This is a genomic window from Methyloceanibacter sp. (genome assembly GCF_050728395.1).
In the GTDB taxonomy this organism is placed as follows: Bacteria; Pseudomonadota; Alphaproteobacteria; order Rhizobiales; family Methyloligellaceae; genus Methyloceanibacter.
In genome coordinates this window covers 1-17925 of sequence record NZ_JBOHJB010000065.1, presented here as the reverse complement: position 1 = coordinate 17925, position 17925 = coordinate 1, and the positions used below count along the sequence as shown (strand labels likewise).

The following is a 17925-nucleotide window of genomic DNA, read 5'->3' as shown; positions in this document are numbered from 1 at the left end:
ACACGGCCTTGCGGACGGGAGCGGCCATTTAGGTCCTCAGATCGCGGGTTATGCCCCCGGGATCGGAGGCAGGCCGCCCTCTTTCCGACAGAGGGAAGCGAATTGCAACAGCGGCTTGTCCAGGACTCCGTGGACCCCCCTCCCTAGCCCTCCCCCTCAAGGGGGGAGGGGAGAGCGAGCGGCGCAGTCGATTGAAATTGCAGGTTCGCCTGAGCGGTCCACTCGCACCCCGCTCCCCCCTTGAGGGGGAGCAGGATCGGCGAGCCGATCCGAGGGGGGTGCAGCGCGAAGTCGATATGAGGGATTCATTTGTGGAACCCCCCTCCCTGGCCCTCCCCCTCAAGGGGGGAGGGGAGAGCGAGCGGCAACGCCGGCGATTGACGGCAATTCCAGTTCAAATGAGGCGATCTTGCCTTTTCGCCGCCAAAAGCGCTCGCCACAATCCGGCCCCACGCCGAATCGCGGGGGATTGGAGGGGATCGCCGATGGCCCGTGCGAATTTCGCTCGTGCCGCAGTGCTGGCCGTGTCGCTGGCGATGCTCGCGCTTGCGCCGTTCTCAGCGCCTGCCGCCGACGATCCGGACGTCGCGGCCTACCGGCGCGCCGTCGAGCAGCGCTTCGCGGGCTGGCTGCAAGAGCTTTGGCCCGACGCGGAAGCGGCAGGTGTCTCGCGCGCAACCTTCGACGCCAATCTGAAAGGTCTGAAGCTCAACTGGTCTCTGCCCCATCTCGTGCTGCCGGACCCAGCCAGCCCCGGCGGGCCAGCTTTGCCGCGGTCGCTGGCGCAAGCCATGGCGCCGAAGCATCAGCCTGAGTTCGACGCGCCGGTCTATTATTTCAAGGACGGCACGCTGAACGCGCTCGCGGCGACGGGGCGCGGCAAGGCCGCGGAATTGCGCCCGACGCTCGCCGCCATCCAGAAGCAGTATGGCGTGCCGGCGAGCATCGTCGTCGCCATCTGGGGGCGGGAGACCGGCTTCGGCAAGATCGACGCGCCCTATGACGCGATGAGCACCATCGCCACGCAGGCCTTCATGGGGCGGAGGCCCGACGAGTTCCGCCCGCAGCTCGTCGCCGCGCTCAAGATCGTCGAGGAGAAGCACGCGACGCGCGCGCAGCTTAAGAGCTCGTGGGCAGGGGCCATGGGCTACACCCAGTTCATGCCGACGGATTTCGAGAAATATGCCGTCGATTTCGACGGCGACGGCAAGCGCGACATCTGGAACTCGATCCCCGACTCGCTCGCCTCGACCGCAAACTCGCTGAAGTCGCAAGGCTGGGACGGCGCCAAGAGCTGGGGCTATGAGGTGCAGTTGCCGCAAGGCTTCGATTGCACGCTGCAAGGGCCAGACAAGGCGCGGCCGATCGGCGAGTGGATGAAGCTCGGGATCGCCCGCGTGCGTGGGCAGGCGTTCCCTGAAAGCAAGCTCGGCGACTCCTCCTTCCTGGTGCTGCCCGCGGGGCTGAAGGGGCCGGCCTTCCTCGCCACCGACAATTTCTCGGTGCTCAAGCTCTATAACAACTCTGACGTCTACGCGATTTTCGTCGGCCACGTGGCCGACATGATCGCGACCAATGCGCCGGTGAAGTTCGTTGGCGCCTGGCAGCCGGTTGAGCGGTTGCCGCGGGACCGCATCCAGCGTTTCCAGGAGGTGCTGGTGGCGCAAGGCCACGACGTCGGCAAGGTCGACGGGCTTGCCGGCTTCAAGACCCGCGCCGCCATCGGGGTCGCCGAGAAGCGGCTCGGCCTGCCGCTCACCTGCTATCCGAGCCAGCGACTGGTTGACGCGGTGATGAAGGAAGCGAGCGCCGCCCGGCAGTAAGGGGTTTCCTGCCGTCTAGGTTTTGCCCGTTGAGGTTGCTAAATTCCGCCCATGCGATTCGCCCGAAATTTCACCCTCATCGTTGCCGTGCTGGCGCTTGCCGCCGGGGCGCTTTCACAGCCGGCTCCCGCCGCGCAGACCTTCGCCCAATGGGTGGAGAGGTTCTGGCCGGTGGCCAGGGCTGCTGGCATCAAGCGGGAAACCTACGACCGCGCCTTCAAGGGCATGACGCCGGACCCCAAGGTGATCGAGGCCGCGAATTTCCAGCCTGAATATGTGAAGCCGATCGGCGAATATATCGACCGCGTCGTCTCTGACAAACGTATCGCCACTGGCAAGCAGAAGCTCGAGGAGAACAAGGCGCTGCTCGACGTGCTGGAGAAGCGCTACGGCGTCGATCGCGCCATCATCGTCGCCATCTGGGGGGTAGAGTCGAATTACGGCACGCAGCCCGGCGACATGAATGTGATCAGGTCGCTGGCGACGCTCGCCTATTACAACACCAAGGCGGCCTTCGCCCGCCAGCAGCTGATTACAGCGCTCAAGATCGTGCAGCGGGGCGATATCCCGGTCGAGCAGATGAACGGCTCGTGGGCCGGCGCCATGGGCCACACCCAATTCATCCCCACCACCTATCAAAGCTTTGCCGTCGACTATGACGGCGATGGCAAGCGCAACATTTGGTATGACGTGCCCGACGCGCTCGCCTCCACCGCAAGCTATCTCAAGCATTCGAGTTGGCAGCCGGGCCAAACCTGGGGCTATGAGGTGACGCTGCCCAAGGGCTTCAATCCCAAGAAGGTCAGCGAGAAAACGTTAAGGAGCCTTGGCGATTGGCAGAGGCTCGGGATCAAGCGGGTGGGCGGCGAGGCATTTCCGCGGCCCGGCGACAGAGCGAGCCTGTTCGCTCCGGCCGCCACCAACGGACCGGCGTTCCTGGTGCTCAACAATTTCCGCTCGATCCTCCACTATAACCAGTCGATGTCCTACGCCTTGGGGGTCGGGCATCTGTCCGACCGGCTGAAAGGCTACGGGCCGTTCGTGCACCCTTGGCCCACCGACGAGAACCATCTCGCGCTCGATCAGCGCGTCGAGCTGCAAAAGCTGCTCGTCGCCAAGGGCCTGCTGGTTGGAGATACCGACGGAATTATCGGCCCGGCAACGCTCGAGGCGGTCAAGACTTTTCAGCGCTCGAAAGGCCTGCCAGTGGATGGGTTCCCGAGCCGCACCATCCTGGAGCTCTTGCGCAAGGAAGGGTAGACTGGGGCATGTTTCTCAGCGCGTCCTGCTTCGATTTGAGACGGCTCGGCCGACGCATCCTGGCGTCGCTGCCCGCGCTTCTCCTGCTCGTGCTTTGCCTGTCAGGCATTGCCCCGGCGGACGCACTGGCGCAGAACACCGTTTTCCAACGCAGCTATATCGAGCCGTTCCCGCCCGGCGACCGCTATCGCGTGCTCGTGGTCGGAGACTCTCTTGCCGATGGAGTTTGGTCCGGGCTCTACCGGGCCTTCCAGGAAGACGGCAACATGGACGTGATCAACAAGTCGAAGCCGTCGAGCGGTTTTGTGCGCGTCGACAGCTACGACTGGACCAAGGAGCTCGACGACATCTTGAAGGACGAGACCTTCCAGATCGTGGTGGTGATGTTCGGCGCCAACGACAATCAGGCGATCAAGAGCGGCAAGGAATATGTAAAGCCGGGCACCGACGCCTGGGACGAGCTCTACGGCCAGCGGGTGGAAGCCTTCATCAAGAAACTCCGCGCCAAGGGTCTTGCCGTCTATTGGACCGGGTTGCCGATCATGCGCAGTCCCGACGATAGCGACGATGCCGAGGCGCTGAACGACATCTACCGCGAGAAGTCGTTCATCAACGGCGCCAAGTTCATCGATACGTGGAGCGGGTTCACCGACGAGTCAGGCCGCTACAGCGCCGTAGGCCCCGACATGTCGGGCCAGATACGCCGGCTGCGCGACGATGACGGCGTGCATTTCACCCCCCGCGGCTATCTGAAACTCGCCCATTTCGCCGAGAAGGAGATCCGCCGCGACCTGAGCCTCGCCAAGCTCGAGCGCAACATTCCGCTCGCCGGCAACGTGGACGAGCAGGCCAACGTCATGGGCCGGGTGGTGAGCCCCGGCAAGCCGGTGCCGCCATCAGGCACGGCAACCGACGCTCCGGCGGAGGGGGCGAGCGAGCCGGCGCAGGCCGAGGCGCCGGCCGGCGACCAAGCGCAAGGCGGGGCACCGGCCGCCGAAGGCGAAGCCGCGGAAGCAGCCCCTCCAGCGATCGAGCAGAGCAAGGTGGGAGAGGTGGATGTCGTCCGCCCGGTGATCTCGCAGACGACGCTCGATGCCGCGCAGAACATGACGCCGCAAGGGGTGGCGTCCTCGCTTTCCGACAGCGAGAATATCTCAAGCGACCTGCCTGGCGGGTTGACCGCGCTCGCCTCTATCTCGGCGGTGAGCGATCCATCGGTGGCCTCGTCGAAGCCGCGGCTGCCGCTCGCCCAGCGGCCCTATTACCGGGTGCTGATCAAGGGCGAGCAGTTGAAGCCCAAGGCCGGCCGCGCCGACGATTTCTCCTGGCCGCGCAGCTAGGAGCTGCCAGCAAATTCTGCCGTCATCATGGTGCGCTTGCCCGGGCAGGATGCAAATGGGCTATGCGGCGGCGATGCCGGACTGGCCCGGTGGCGTCCGCTGATCCCGCAAAAGCGGACATCTCCACTGGCGACTACTGCTTCCGCTTCTGAGCCAACTCGGACATTCAGCAGCCGGACGATCATCGGCAAGAAAACCCGCGAGAAGACGACCCTCATTGAATTGCTGCTGGTAAGATCGGTTATCGGAAGAAAGCCGGCTCAGGGTTAACACCCACGATTCGAGCAGGGCATTAATCTGGCAGCGTCTCTGAGAACCGCAATCACAAGCTTGCCCTCAGCATCATCGCCAGGCGCGTAAATCTCTTCGAACTCGTCCAGCATGGCATCGATCTCAGCCTGTGTGGCTCCCGCGGAACGCATTTTTGCAAGGTCAAGTTCGAAGCCCGCCATCATAGGTACGAGCATCTCGAGTAGTCGACGATGATCCATTCGTGGACGGTCTACCTTCTGCGCGAGTTTTCCAGCACTTCTTCAGGCGAATAACGCTGATTCTGAGAAAGCGGTTCAAGCGCTAAGGGAGTGCCTCTCATGAGACTAACGGTGTCGCAATAAAGCCATCGTTTGACCGCGCGGATGGTTGTAGTCATTGCGCGTCTCGAACAGAAAATCATATCGGTCGGCCAAGTCGGCGAAGAGTCGAGATGGGTACGCGAAGTCCTTCAAGTCTCTCCTGCGGTGTTCTGCTTCATGCTGGAATGTGAAGAAGAGCATCCCGCTCGGTCGCATCACCCGCCCAACGGCAGCAAAGCATTCCTCGACGAACTCCGGGGGAAGATGTGTGAAAACCGAGTGCGCCAAGACGAAGTCGAAGCATGCATCTTCGAGGTCAGCAAAGAACGCGTCGCCCGGGCGGCGATAGATCAAGCTCGGTTCTTTCGCTGCGAGATTCTCTTCCATAACAAGGTGGTGCGCATAGTCGATCGCCCTCCATGAAATGTCCGTCCCGGTGTAGTTTCTGGTGTTGAGGTAACGAATGAAGTGCCGTCCCCCGCGAAGAGTGCCGCAGCCGAGATCGAGCAGCTTGCTATCCGGCTTCAGGCCGTTCGCAACCAAGTAATCGAATTGCAGACGCCCAAGCGCGTCCCATTTTCCACCGACTGCTGCATGGGCGTCTTTAAGCACGCGGTGATCAGTGTGTGCCGCGTAAGCTTCGAGATAAGGCCGACTTTCGTAAAGTTGGCCATAAGAATTTCGATTCAGCTTCTTGCGGTAGTTGGCGACCAGCGCCGAAACAATTCCCAACGAACGGATTCCCTCGCGTGTCTTCGCCCGCGCGTGAGGCGCTGTGAGGTGAACACGGAGCTGAAGAGAGGGATGACCGTCAGCCACAACGCGCAACGATCGTCGCCAAACGCTCGAAATCGTGGTCAACAGTTCGCTTAAGGTTTGCAGGGCGGACATCAGGATCATGACACTACAAAGGCCTTAATTAAGGGTTGAACAGAATTGGCTCGAATTGAGCGTCAACAAATGTCGTCACAAAAGGTGACCGCGCGACGGCGGCGAGCGGTCGCTGGTGCGGCGAGGAAAGGGTGATGCGATGATCGCTAGATAACGCGGCTGCCTCGTGATCGACAGCCGTGGCCAGAGGCGTGTCGTCCGTTGGATCGTCTGAGGTTTCGGCTTCGGCCGAGGCCCCCTTCGTTCCCGAGACTTGAAATCTCTCTGGTATACAAATTTGTATCCAAGTTGGCTCGGGCACTCACCCTAAAATGACGATGTGCGCAGACCGGATGCGTTCGCGTGGGGTTCCCAGATCTTTCCCATGTCGAACCGTGCCCGCGCCTGCGCACACCTCTCGGAACGGCGCAATCTAGTGGGGCTTTGCTTTTTTTGACTAAGTCCGTTCGAGCATGTCGCCGGCGGCGAGCACCTTAGGGCGCGAGGTGCGGTAGCCGAGCTCGTTCGCCTTGACGTCGCCGCGCGGGTCGAGGTCGACCCTCAAATCCTTCGCCGGTTCCTTGCGCCGCGGCCTTAGCGAGCTTCAATTGTTGAAGTGCGCAATCATTCTTACCAAATCTGCCAATGATTTTGCGCGCATCTTACGCATGGCGTTGGCACGATGTACTTTCACCGTGACTTCGCTCAGTCCAAGCTTGGCCGCTATTTGCTTATTCAAGTCGCCGGCTGCAACCCATGTGGCTACCTCTCGCTCACGGGTACTCAGTGATGCAAACCGCTCGCGCAAAGTCGAGTACGATTGTCGCGTGTGGCGCCGGCCCCTATCCTGTTGCACGGCGGTGAAAACCGCGTCCAGTAGCTCCTGGCTACGGAACGGCTTGGTCAGAAAATCGGCTGCTCCTGCCTTCATAGCGCGCACGGCCATTTGGATGTCTCCATGGCCGGTGACAAAAATGATCGGCGTGTCAATGCCGGCTCTCGCCAGTTCTTCTTGAATCTTGAGGCCACTCGTTTCGGGCAACCTCACATCGAGGACCAAGCAACTCGCAACGTCTGGAATGCCATCTTCCAGGAAATCACGCCCCGACGCGTAGAGTCTGACTTCTAGTCCAACGGACTGGAAGAGCTCCTTGAACCCCGCCCGGCATGAGGCATCGGCGTCAACCACGAAGACGATTCCAACTTTGGTTCGGGGTTCCTTCATGGGGACGTGTTCGGCGAGAAGCATGTTCTCCCCCTGGATACGCTACTCCGTCGACAAGCTCGCGGCGCTCAGTGCTCTTCTCGCACTCACCTACCACTCAATTTCCAGATGAGCTGTGATCCGTGTCACACTTTTGAAATTTTAATTGCGAGCCGCGACGCCGATGCTCAGTCGCTGGGGAGCACCTTATGGTCGGCTTCGTCACCAAGGCGGACAAGCGGAGGACGTTCGCCTAGCTGACGCAATTTGCCTGCTAGTAGCTTCGATCGGAGCGCTACTCGCCTATTTCGTCTCTGAGCTTCGCTCGATCATCGATCCGATAGGAGCCCGACGATTTGGTTACCAGCTTCTTTCGCGCCCACTCACTCAAGATCCGGCTGGTATTTTCGCGGGCAACTCCAGCCATCGCGGCTATGTCTGCTTGATTGATTGACCGCGGGATCAAGATTCCGCCTGAGTCCGTTTCCTCACCAAGATTTTCGGCAAGCGCAAGCAGAGCCTGGGCGACTCGCGCTTTCACGGGCAAGAAAGCCAAGGATGCGATGATATCGTCGGCTTTTCGCAACCGAGCGGCCAACAGCCTCACAAGGTATTGATGGATTTCCGGGTGCCGTTGAGCAAGGCGCTGGAAGGCAGCTCGGCTGAGGAAGCGAAGCTCGCAGTTGGTCAAGGCATGGACCGATGCGGACCTTGGCAACCCGTCGATCACGGCGAGATCGCCGACGACTGTACCCGGAGTTATGATCGCAATTATGCGCTCTCTCACTTGCGGCGATATCAGGCTGATCTTGAGCAGACCTTTGTCGAGCCGATAGCACCCGTCACCATTATCGCCGGTCTGGAAAAGCGTGTCGCCGGCCTTAAGTTGCTGGGAGGTCGCGCTAGCAAACAGCTCAGACGCTATCTCGGTGGGCACGCCCGACCATGTGCCGTAGACAGATAACTCCACCATGATGGCCGCCGCTTTTGCCCCTAGGCTACGCTTCTTGGTGTCTCAGTTCGCATGCAGATGGAAACGACACTGGAAACTGGACCCGTTCGAAGTTCGTATGGCTATATAGCATATTAGGCTAGAGAGTTTACGGCAGTCCGTTAGAGCAGTCCGTTAGACCAGGCGACAAGGTCTCAACTAACCTTGACTGGAAAGAAACCCCTGCTTTGGCTAATGCAACTCGGCAGCGGACCTTCGGTCAACGCGGCAGGTCGGTTTTTCCCATCAGGAATTTGTCGATAGCGTGCGCCGCCTGGCGGCCTTCGCGGATGGCCCAGACCACCAGCGACCGGCCGCGGCGCATGTCGTCGGCGGCGAACACCTTCGGGCATACTTGGTCTATCTGACCGCGGGCTGCCTGTACGTTGGCTTGGGCCCTCACGCTTTATGCTAGCGTGGTTCTCTGGACCGACGATCGACGACCAAGTGCTCAAGCGCTTCCCCAGCAGCCATGATTGTGTTTGTGGCACTTAGCGGACGAATTCCATCGCGGCTTTGGTTCCCCAAATCGGACCTGGCAGGGCTGGGCTCTGCTCCGCGAGCTGTTTGTTTTATGCATCCTGGCCGGCATTTCTTTGTTATCCTTTGGTGCTTCCAGCGAAATCGACTTTCCTCAAAAGAGTAAACGTTGGCGTCACTGTGGAGAATACCCTGGGTTCGGCGGCAGAGAGCCCGCTTGCGGCGCCCGTTGCAGATTCTCTTAAGTCCCGTTCTTGCCAACTACATTAAGCTCGTCATCAACACGTCAACGGTCGTCGCCGATCCTCCCGACTACGTTGACCGGGCGCGTGAGCTTCACCCTTCAATCATCGCGTTATGGCACGGACAGTTCTTTCTCCTGCCCGGCCTCTATCCGCGGGATATCCCAGCCCGCGCTATCGTGGCACGGACCGATGACGCGGAAGCGCTTGCTCGCGTTCTCCGCCGCTTCGGCCTCCAACTCGTTCGAGGAGCTGGAGCCGCTGGTCGCCGCGGCGATCGCGGAGGTGCCGAGGCGGCCCACGGTTTAATTGCCTCGCTTAGGGAAGGCTACAGCGTCATCTTGACAGGCGACGTGCCGCCGGGCCCGGCACGCAAATGCGGTCCCGGCATCATCATGATCAGCAGTCGCTCGGGCCGGCCCATCGTCCCTTTCGCCGCCGCGACCTCACGCTATCGCTCGGTGAAGTCCTGGAGCCGGATGACCATCAATCTTCCCTTCTCGAGACTGGGCATCGTCATGGGCGATCCGATCTACGTGCCACGCGAGGCCCGACCCGCGGAGTTCGAGGGCTACCGTCGGCGTGTCGAGGCGGCGCTGAACGACGTCACGGCGAAAGCCTATGCCTTGGCAGGTGCCGACATGACACGCGCGACGCCGCCGATTGCGAAGTCGCCCGTTGCAAAGTCGCCCTCTTAGCGAGAATCCGAGTTTGGGGCTTTGTGTGACTGCGGCGAGAAATCCCCAACAGCCATGATTGGTAAAGTCCACTTGTGGCACTTAGCAGACCAACTCCATAGCCGATGCGACGTCGGCTACTGAACTCAAAGCGGACATTCCTCAGTGCGGGTGGCACGTCCGCTATGTGCCATAACGGGCATTGCCGACATGTCGTCTAGGGTCCCCGTGCATCACGAGTGGCTGTCTGGCATGACGCAGTGGGTTACGCGGCAGCGATGCCAGACTGGCCCGGTGGCGTCCGCTGATCCCGCAAAAGCGACATCTCCACTGGTGACGACTGCTTCCGCCTCTGACCCATAGCGGACATCAACGCGTTTCGGTTGGTTCGCCGTCCGCGAAGCACAGGCACACTTTGGGCAGCTTCGTCACTTAGGGCAGCTGTATGGTGCCTTTGTATCTGCCGCCCGAAAGAGTGTCTGTAAGATTCTCGTACATGTACGTACCGCCGCCCTTAACCCCCTGGTATTTACCGGTGCCGCCGGTTTTGGTGTACGTGTACTCCTTGAGTTGAGAGCCTTCCGCCCAAGTCAGGGAAATCTTGCCGCCCGGATAGTTATCCGTGCAGGTTCCGGTGCCCTTCCAGCTCGCGTCAGGCATGTATTCGTAGTTGCCCAAGCAGTCCTGGTTGATAGTCGGCTCGGCAGGATCATCGGGGATGAGGACGCAGCGCATGGCAGCGTCGACCAGCTTGTGTCCTTTCTCTGGCTCCTTCACGTCCCACTTGTCGTTAACGCAGGCCATGGCGCCAGTATCCTTGACGGGCTCGCCTGCATTTGCCACCCCGCTCCCCAGAATAAATAACACCGCGGGTACAGCTACCAAGAGCTGCTTGAGGTTTACTGCGTTCTCATTGGCAAGAGGCTTGGTGGACGCCTCGTTCAAGCTTGGAAGTATGAGTTTCATTTGCTTGCTCCCTTGAGCGGCCCATAACGAGGAGGCACCATCAAGTCCACCGATGATGCAAACCTCGCCGCCGCCATCCATCACCCGAGGGTAGCAAAGCGAATTGGTTGGTCCTAGTATGTAACAGGTATCAAGTAGCCCGGATGCTGCCGGGGCCGGCACTATCTCGTTGCGATTGGAGCTTGGGCGTGACGGTCATTCAGCGCGTTCGCTGGAGCGACACCGACCAGAAGGCTGTTCACGACCAACTGGACCGCATTCTCCACAGCGTCCCGTTCCAGCACTCGCGGCGCAGGCAACGGTTCCTAGAGTATATCGTCACTGCAACTCTGACCGGCCGGAGTGTAAAAGGCTACGACATCGCTTTGGAGGTCTTCGGCCGTCCTGAAACGTTCGACCCCGCCGTCGATCCCGTCGTGCGCGTCGAGGCGGGGCGGTTGCGCGAGAAGCTTCGCGAATATTATGGGGCCGACGGGCAAAACGATCTCATTCGCATCGATCTGCCGAAGGGCACATACACCCCCCAAATCGAGTTTCGGTATGAGGATGGTTGGCGAAGTGCTCGCCGGAAGGCGCCTTCGACGCAAGAAGTCTCCTCCACTATTCCCTCCGTAGCCGTTCTTCCGTTCGATGTTCTGAGCGCCGACCAGAACCTTGACTATTTGGGTGACGGGGTAGCCGAAGACATCATCACGGCGCTCTCGCGATTCCCAGACTCTGCGGTGGTCGCCCGCACTTCCTCCTTTGCTTACAAGGGCAAGGCTGTCGATATCCGGCAGGTCGGAAATGAACTGGGCGTCGACTACGTGGTTGAAGGCAGCGTACGCAAGGATGGCGACAGGCTTCGAATCGTATCTCAGCTCATTGACGCGAAGAATGGCGAGCATGTTTGGGCCGAGCGTTTTGACAGGTCGGGAACGGACCCTTGGGCACTTCAAGACGAGGTCACCGGAATGATCGTGAGCGCCATGACTGGGGAGCAGGGCGCATTGAAGCAGGCGCAGCATCGCCAATCGTGGGGGAAAGGTGCGACGACCCTCGAAGAGTATGATTACTATCTTCGTGGGCACGACCAACTAATGAAATACACCCATGAGGGGATCGAGCGGTCGGGCCGGATTTGGAGAGAAGGACTGGCGAAGTTTCCGAGTTCGCCGCTGCTCAAAGTAAAACTCGGCTGGCACCATCTGGTTCGTGCGGTCAACTTCGTCAGTGATGACCCACCAGCCGATGTTCGAAAAGCAGGCGAGCTCGCTCGACAGGTTCTTGCCAATGAGCATCTCTCTCCGCAGGTGGCGAGGCTCGCCAACTGGGTAGTCAGTCATGTGCTTGTTCGGGAGCGTGACTTTGATGGCGCGCTCGGCGCGGCGGACCGGGCTGTCGCTCTGGCGCCATATGACACGTTCATGCTCTCTTCTTTGATGATGGTGCTTGTGCAAGCTGGTCGACCGGATCAGGCGCTTCAGTGGGCTGACCAGGCCGCAGCGCGGGATCCGGCACTGGGTTGGTTCTACAACCACCGCAGGGGCTGGGCGCATTTGGCGTTGGGGAGATTCGGAGAGGCGGTCGATGCTCTGACGCAAACTGAATTTAATGATTCCCACGTGCTCTTGGCGATCGCCTATGTGCGCCTTGGCCGCTCAGCCGATGCGCGCGCAGAGGTGGGGAAAATGATGAAGGTCAATCCCGCAATCAGGTTGCCAGCCTGGCGGCTGGGATATTCCTTCCGAGACCCTGCAATCCTCGACCGCTGCTCCCTCGATCTCGGGAAAGCCGGCTTGCCTGAGACATAGCGGTAGCTAGACGATATGTCAGAAATGTCAGCTTTTGGCACATCTCGGAACTGCGGATTCAGGCCTGCCTGCCCCCTCACGGACCAAGAGCGGACTTGCTAGATTCGCCAACCGCACTGCATATCCAGCTGACAAGCCTATCGAAGCAGCCTGCGGTTTAAACTCAGTTGCGCTCGCGCGGCGCCTTATCCAGGTTCGCTTTTGGCTACGCAGGGCCGGCAGCGGACCTTCGGTCAACGCGGCAGGTCGGTTTTTCCCATCAGGAATTTGTCGATGGTGCCGCGATTTGGCTGATCAACCTACCACGCATAAGATTGTGACACGTTGTGCTGTGCAACCGTGTCTTGACAACCTATAGCTGTCAGGCTGATGGTGGATGAAACAGCAAATGTCCTCGGTGAGGTACGCCAGTGGCGTGGGATGTTTGTCTCGAGCGGCGGCGTTGCATCGCCTTCGTGTGGGGCTGCGCCCTCTCGCTTGCGGCGGCTCTCCTCGCACCATCTGCCGAAGCCGAAGAGCTGATCCAGCCGCCGATTTGCTCGGCGGAGACCGCAGGCAAAATTCCGGAGCTCGAGGGGATCTGCGAGGTCACGCCACGCAAAGATGCTCGCGCGGGCAACACCGTTAAGGTGAACCTTACCGCCAATACTGGCCCCATCGTGGCTGGCGGCTATACCGTCGTCACCGAGCACTTTAACCGCTCCTATCTGACGCCCGTGGTCGAGGCGATGCCCGGCGACGCCGTCGCCGCGCATCTCGTGAACTGGCTTGCGCCACGCAAGCATGACCCGATGGTGCACGGGGATGGGGATGAGAACCCAACCAACCTCCACTACTTCCACGGCGGGATCGTTACTCCGCGGAATTCAAGAGACCTAGGGGACGCGGGTGGCGACCCTACCGACCTCGGCGACAACATCTATGCCCACCTCAAGGCCAGCAGCGACCTGCAGAACCCGAGTAGCGCCGACTTCAATGTCCCAATCCCCGGTGAGGGGGAGCTTGACGCTCAAGTCTTGGAGAGCGAGGGGAACACGGCCACGATTGCTCACCCCTCGGGGCTCAACTGGTACCACTCGCATCTGCACGGCATCTCCTCCGACCAGGTTCTCGGTGGCATGTCCGGGCTGCTCTCTGTAGGTGATGCGAAGGCAAACGTTAAGGCCGCATGCAAGAAAGCACCGTCGGCTACCGAATGCGGCGACGTCAAGAAGGACACAATCTATCTGAAGGACTACACTGACGTCAGATATGTTCTGCTGCGCGACATTCCCTTGCGGAACGTCAGCGCGCCTCCCGAGAACGCCAAGGACGCAGCGGCGGAATGGGCTCCTCAAGACCGAGACTTCCCACCCATCGGCAAGCCCCCCAAACCGCGGGATTGCCCGGTCTGGAAGAATGACGGTTCCGGAGCAGACAACGATCCAAAGCTCCGCAGGGGCTTTTGCCAGCGCGATCAAAATTCTGCGTGGCTGTTCACGTTGAATGGACAACGCTTTCCCACGATCACCGTCGAAGGAGGACACAACCTTCTCCTGCGGATGGGTGATCTCAGCGCCAATGTCGCCTATTGGCTAGAGCTCTACAACGAGCGCGACGAAACCGAGAAGTTGCCGCTAACGATTTTAGGTCTAGACGGCGTCGTCCCTGCAAAACCGGTTTCCCCAGAAGAGGCGAAAAGGCCCATCGCCGCATTCGAAGTCAACGATCTGCTGCTCATGCCGGCGTCTCGCGCCGAGATCTACGTGCGCAACGACGTCAAGACACACACCGACACGCTGGTCTACATCCTGCGCACCAAAGGTCTTAAGGCGGGAACCGACTGGTGGCCCGAGATCCAACTCGCTCGGATCGAGCTAAAGCCGAATGCCAAGGCGAGTCCCACTGTGGTCGCCCTCAATGCGCCGGTCGAGCAAAGGCGCTTCATCGCAATGGGCGAGGTTTTTGAGCTTCAAACGCCTAGTCCGCCCAAAGGATGCGTTCGCGACTTAGACCCGGCGAAGGGCGAGCACCGGCGGGTGACTTTTGAAAAGGGAACACAAACGGATTGGGCTGTCACGACCGAGATCGTACATCCCCCACCGGGGTCTGGGCCATTTGAGGAAGAGATCTTTCCGCCTTCGGATACCGACGACGAGAAGACAACCGTAGGGCCACTTTCTTTTGCGGCCTATGAGCTGGAGGACGGCGGCATCGATTGGGAGGGAAAGCACCACAACCACGTTTGCATCCGTCTTGATCCTGGAGGGAGCAGCCACAAGCAGCTCTGGGTGCTGGCAAACAACACCGGGTCACTGCACAATTTCCACATCCACCAAATGAAGTTTCGCTTGGCTAAGGCGTCAGAACTGTGCGCGCACAAAATAGACCCTCCGAAGCCCTCGCACACATGCCCAGACCGATCCGAGCATCCAAGCACGCCTCAGGAATGCAGCGAACCGGATCAGAACTTCTACATCGATGACCTAAAGCCCAGCCAGTCCTGCCCCGATGACCTAAAGCCTAGCCAGGCCGATGTAGGCGCTGAAGCTAAGTGGCACGACACTATTCCGATGCCGCCAGGAAAAAGCGTGTTCCTGATCATGAGTTTCGACGCCAAGGAGCAGGTCGGGCGGTTCGTATTCCATTGTCACATACTCAAGCACGAGGATAGGGGGCTGATGGCCCCCATAGAAGTATGGAGGCAAGCGGACCAGTAGGTTGTGTAACGCGAATGGGAGGAAGAAAATGATGGGTCAACGGAAAAGAATTCGAATGACCATTGCCTTTGGAGCCGCGATGGCCGCAGGACTGATTCTCTTCTACGAATCGTCGGTAGAAGCGGGTGCAGTTAGGGTCGTCGGGATCGAATTTCGGGATAGCGAAGGCAACTTCTTCTTTAAGAAGGGCGACGCCGACATAGAAATGAATGTCGGCGATACCGTGAAGTGGGAACCAGAAGGCGGGAGGCACCACATGGTGGCGGACTCTCCAGCCAGTGCATTCGAGGAGACAATAGACTTCACCAAGATCAATCCTCAAGAGCGAACCTTCGACAAGGCTGTCGAGGAAATCAAGTACCATTGCATAAGGCATCCCGACACCATGATAGGGACCATCAAGGTCAAGGCCGCCGAGACCGGCAAGTGATGGCATTGCGACGCGCCGAGGCTTCCCGCGGTCCGGCCGATGGGCGGTGAATGACGAGTCGTTGATTGAGTCGCAAGCGCCCATGCGAGCGATCGGGACCTGTGCCCCCTGTTACGTTCACCGCGGCAGGTCGGTGCGGCCCATCAGGAATTTGTCGATGGCGTGCGCCGCCTGGCGGCCTTCGCGGATGGCCCAGACCACGAGCGACTGGCCGCGGCGCATGTCGCCCGCGGCGAACACCTTCGGGCGCGAGGTGCGGTAGTCGAGCTCGTTTGCCTTGACGTTGCCGCGCTGATCGAGGTCGACCCGCAGGTCCTTGATCATGCCCTCCTGCACGGGGTGCAGGAAGCCCATGGCGAGCAGCACGAGGTCCGCCGGGATACGGAACTCGCTGCCTGGCACCGGCTTCAGCTGAGCGTCGAGGCGGACGCATTCGAGCTCCTTGACCTCGCCGTTCTCGCCCAAGAAGCGGCTGGTCGCCACGCTGAAGTCGCGCGCGGCGCCCTCGGCCTGACTCGATGAGGTGCGGAGCTTGAGCGGCCAGTTCGGCCAGGTCAGTTCCTTGTTCTCGTTCTCCGGCGGCATCGGCAGGATTTCGAGCTGGGTCACGGAGACCGCGCCCTGGCGGAAGGAGGTGCCGATGCAGTCGGAGCCGGTATCGCCGCCGCCGATCACAACGACTTGCTTAGCCGTCGCGAGGATCGGCTCGACGTCGCCCAACGGCTCGCCGGAGACGCGGCGGTTCTGCTGCGGCAGAAAATTCATCGCATAGTGCACGCCGCGCAAATTGCGGCCCTCGATGGCGAGGTCGCGGGGATGCTCGGCGCCGCCTGAGAGCAGCACCGCGTCGTAATCGCGCTCGAGCTTGCGCGCCGATACGTCGTGGCCGACATGCATGTTGCAGTGAAAGGTCACGCCCTCTGCCTGCATCTGCTCGACGCGGCGCTCGACGATGTATTTCTCCATCTTGAAGTCGGGGATGCCGTAGCGGAGCAGGCCGCCGGGCTGGGCGAGCTTCTCATAGACATGCACATCGTGGCCGACGCGGGCGAGCTGCTGGGCGCACGCCAACCCCGCGGGGCCTGAGCCTACGACGGCGACGCGCTTGCCGGTCTTGGTCTCGGGAGGCTGAGGCCTCACCCAGCCAGCGGCGAAGGCCTTGTCGGCGATGGTGCATTCGATCGACTTGATGGTGACGGGCAGGTCGATGATGTTGAGCGTGCAGGCGGCCTCGCACGGCGCCGGGCAGATGCGGCCGGTCACCTCGGGGAAGTTGTTGGTGGAATGGAGGTTGCTCGCCGCCTCCTGCCAGTCGGAATGATAGACGAGGTCGTTCCAGTCCGGGATCTGGTTGTTCACCGGGCAGCCCTGGTGACAATAGGGGATGCCGCAATCCATGCAGCGGGCGGCCTGCTTGACCGTCTCCGTCTCGCCGAGCGGGAGCAGGAACTCGCGATAATGGCGAACGCGGTCGGCCGCCGGCTCATAGGCCCGGTCCTCGCGTTCAATCTCGAGAAAGCCCGTGATCTTTCCCATCACCCATCCGCTCATTCGGCGCTTTGGCCGCCGATCCTGAAATTGTCGCCAGCAGACCCTCTGCTCGTCAAGCCGTCCTGAGCCGCGAGGAGAGCCTTCCCGCCCCCGGTCGAGGCGGGGAAGCGTAAATCGCCCGCGGTTAAGATTATTTGCCGTTGGCGCCGGCGCGGAGACCGATCTCGATCTCGCCGAGGCGAGTGGTGTCGAGCACCTGCTGGCGCGCCATCTCCTCGAGCGCCCGGCGATACTCGACCGGCATCACCTTGACGAATTTCGGCAGGTAAGTGCTCCAATCGGCAAGAATAGCGCGGGCGCGCTCGGAGCCAGTGTAGTGAAGGTGCCGCTCGATCAGCTGATAGAGCCGCTCCTCGTCGAACTGCGTCATGTCGGATACGTCGACCAGGCCATGGCTTTCGAGGTCGCCGGTCTGATGGCGGCTTTGCTCCATGACGTTGTTCTCGCTCGGCACCGGCTCGAGCTCGACCATGGCGAGATTGCAGCGGCGCTCGAAGTCGCCTTCCTCGTCAAGCACATAGGCGATGCCGCCGGACATGCCGGCCGCGAAGTTCCGTCCCGTTGGGCCGATCACCACCACCACGCCGCCGGTCATATATTCGCAGCCATGGTCGCCGGTGCCTTCCACCACGGCGGTGGCGCCGGAATTGCGCACGGCGAAGCGCTCGCCGCCGATGCCGCGGAAGTAGCATTCGCCGGCAATGGCGCCGTACAGCACGGTATTGCCGACGATGATCGATTCCTCGGGCACGATGCCTGAGTCGGCGGGCGGGCGGACGATGATGCGGCCGCCGGACAGGCCCTTGCCGACATAGTCGTTGGCCTCGCCCTCGAGGTCGAGGGTCACCCCCTGGGCGAGCCAGGCGCCGAAGCTCTGGCCGGCGGAGCCCTTGAGGCTCACCCAGATGGTGTCCTCGGGCAGGCCCACATGGCCATGAATCTTGGCGATGGCGCCCGACAGCATGGCGCCGGTGGTGCGGTCGGTGTTCCTGATCGGCAGCTCGATCTTGACCGGCTTCTTCTCCTC

Annotated in this window: 13 protein-coding genes and 1 pseudogene; 7 read left to right on the top strand and 7 right to left on the bottom strand. The window is 60.9% G+C overall.

Features of this window, described 5'->3' with window-relative positions:
- Positions 1 to 485 precede the first annotated feature (485 nt).
- The 3 genes from ACREC7_RS11905 to ACREC7_RS11895 are packed head-to-tail and all read left to right on the top strand — an operon-like array spanning position 486 to position 4423.
- The gene (locus tag ACREC7_RS11905; protein ID WP_431555903.1) at positions 486 to 1823 is read left to right on the top strand and encodes a lytic murein transglycosylase; all 1338 of its coding nucleotides are present in this window, start codon (positions 486 to 488) and stop codon (positions 1821 to 1823) included.
- Between the two features lie 51 nt (positions 1824 to 1874).
- Positions 1875 to 3083 carry a lytic murein transglycosylase gene (locus ACREC7_RS11900; RefSeq protein ID WP_431555902.1) on the top strand — a complete coding sequence of 403 codons (1209 nt, stop codon included), beginning with the start codon at positions 1875 to 1877 and terminating at the stop codon, positions 3081 to 3083.
- An 8-nt stretch (positions 3084 to 3091) separates the two neighbouring features.
- The gene (locus ACREC7_RS11895) at positions 3092 to 4423 is read left to right on the top strand and encodes an SGNH/GDSL hydrolase family protein (protein WP_431555901.1); all 1332 of its coding nucleotides are present in this window, start codon (positions 3092 to 3094) and stop codon (positions 4421 to 4423) included.
- 596 nt (positions 4424 to 5019) lie between these two features.
- Here the strand turns inward: ACREC7_RS11895 and ACREC7_RS11890 are convergent.
- The 4 genes from ACREC7_RS11890 to ACREC7_RS11875 form a co-directional block, all read right to left on the bottom strand.
- Positions 5020 to 5895, bottom strand: a complete 876-nt coding sequence (locus ACREC7_RS11890) for a class I SAM-dependent methyltransferase (RefSeq protein ID WP_431555900.1) — start codon at positions 5893 to 5895, stop codon at positions 5020 to 5022.
- Between the two features lie 574 nt (positions 5896 to 6469).
- On the bottom strand, positions 6470 to 7114 hold the full coding sequence (locus tag ACREC7_RS11885) for a response regulator transcription factor (protein WP_431555899.1): 645 nt from the start codon (positions 7112 to 7114) through the stop codon (positions 6470 to 6472).
- A 250-nt stretch (positions 7115 to 7364) separates the two neighbouring features.
- Positions 7365 to 8042, bottom strand: coding sequence for a Crp/Fnr family transcriptional regulator (locus ACREC7_RS11880; RefSeq protein ID WP_431555898.1), 678 nt, complete (start codon positions 8040 to 8042; stop codon positions 7365 to 7367).
- 238 nt (positions 8043 to 8280) lie between these two features.
- On the bottom strand, positions 8281 to 8403 hold the full coding sequence (locus ACREC7_RS11875) for a hypothetical protein (RefSeq protein WP_431555904.1): 123 nt from the start codon (positions 8401 to 8403) through the stop codon (positions 8281 to 8283).
- 354 nt (positions 8404 to 8757) lie between these two features.
- Between ACREC7_RS11875 and ACREC7_RS11870 the strand changes: the two genes are divergently transcribed.
- Positions 8758 to 9480, top strand: coding sequence for a lysophospholipid acyltransferase family protein (locus tag ACREC7_RS11870; protein WP_431555897.1), 723 nt, complete (start codon positions 8758 to 8760; stop codon positions 9478 to 9480).
- 411 nt (positions 9481 to 9891) lie between these two features.
- Here ACREC7_RS11870 and ACREC7_RS11865 read toward each other — a convergent pair whose 3' ends face one another.
- Complete coding sequence (locus tag ACREC7_RS11865; protein ID WP_431555896.1) at positions 9892 to 10425, bottom strand: hypothetical protein; 534 nt, start codon at positions 10423 to 10425, stop codon at positions 9892 to 9894.
- Positions 10426 to 10613: 188 nt separating this feature from the next.
- Here ACREC7_RS11865 and ACREC7_RS11860 point away from each other — a divergent pair, with 188 nt between their 5' ends.
- The 3 genes from ACREC7_RS11860 (at position 10614) to ACREC7_RS11850 (ending at position 15347) form a co-directional block, all read left to right on the top strand.
- Entirely contained in the window at positions 10614 to 12218 is a 1605-nt protein-coding gene (locus ACREC7_RS11860) for an adenylate/guanylate cyclase domain-containing protein (protein ID WP_431555895.1), read from the top strand.
- Between the two features lie 410 nt (positions 12219 to 12628).
- Positions 12629 to 14917 carry a multicopper oxidase domain-containing protein gene (locus ACREC7_RS11855; RefSeq protein WP_431555894.1) on the top strand — a complete coding sequence of 763 codons (2289 nt, stop codon included), beginning with the start codon at positions 12629 to 12631 and terminating at the stop codon, positions 14915 to 14917.
- A gap of 55 nt (positions 14918 to 14972) precedes the next feature.
- The gene (locus tag ACREC7_RS11850; protein WP_431555893.1) at positions 14973 to 15347 is read left to right on the top strand and encodes a cupredoxin domain-containing protein; all 375 of its coding nucleotides are present in this window, start codon (positions 14973 to 14975) and stop codon (positions 15345 to 15347) included.
- Positions 15348 to 15464: 117 nt separating this feature from the next.
- Here the strand turns inward: ACREC7_RS11850 and ACREC7_RS11845 are convergent, their stop codons facing one another.
- Together ACREC7_RS11845 and ACREC7_RS11840 are read right to left on the bottom strand one after the other, a co-directional pair.
- The gene (locus ACREC7_RS11845) at positions 15465 to 16883 is read right to left on the bottom strand and encodes a glutamate synthase subunit beta (protein ID WP_431555892.1); all 1419 of its coding nucleotides are present in this window, start codon (positions 16881 to 16883) and stop codon (positions 15465 to 15467) included.
- Positions 16884 to 17028: 145 nt separating this feature from the next.
- Positions 17029 to 17925, bottom strand: a pseudogene (locus ACREC7_RS11840) (glutamate synthase subunit alpha); the annotation flags it as partial.

Coding starts and splice junctions, on each gene's coding strand:
- ACREC7_RS11845 (WP_431555892.1), bottom strand. CDS start 16,883: ATGGGAAAGATCACGGGCTTTCTCGAGATTGAACGCGAGGACCGGGCC.
- ACREC7_RS11900 (WP_431555902.1), top strand. CDS start 1,875: ATGCGATTCGCCCGAAATTTCACCCTCATCGTTGCCGTGCTGGCGCTT.
- ACREC7_RS11890 (WP_431555900.1), bottom strand. CDS start 5,895: ATGATCCTGATGTCCGCCCTGCAAACCTTAAGCGAACTGTTGACCACG.
- ACREC7_RS11865 (WP_431555896.1), bottom strand. CDS start 10,425: ATGAAACTCATACTTCCAAGCTTGAACGAGGCGTCCACCAAGCCTCTT.
- ACREC7_RS11850 (WP_431555893.1), top strand. CDS start 14,973: ATGACCATTGCCTTTGGAGCCGCGATGGCCGCAGGACTGATTCTCTTC.
- ACREC7_RS11885 (WP_431555899.1), bottom strand. CDS start 7,114: ATGCTTCTCGCCGAACACGTCCCCATGAAGGAACCCCGAACCAAAGTT.
- ACREC7_RS11895 (WP_431555901.1), top strand. CDS start 3,092: ATGTTTCTCAGCGCGTCCTGCTTCGATTTGAGACGGCTCGGCCGACGC.
- ACREC7_RS11905 (WP_431555903.1), top strand. CDS start 486: ATGGCCCGTGCGAATTTCGCTCGTGCCGCAGTGCTGGCCGTGTCGCTG.
- ACREC7_RS11880 (WP_431555898.1), bottom strand. CDS start 8,042: ATGGTGGAGTTATCTGTCTACGGCACATGGTCGGGCGTGCCCACCGAG.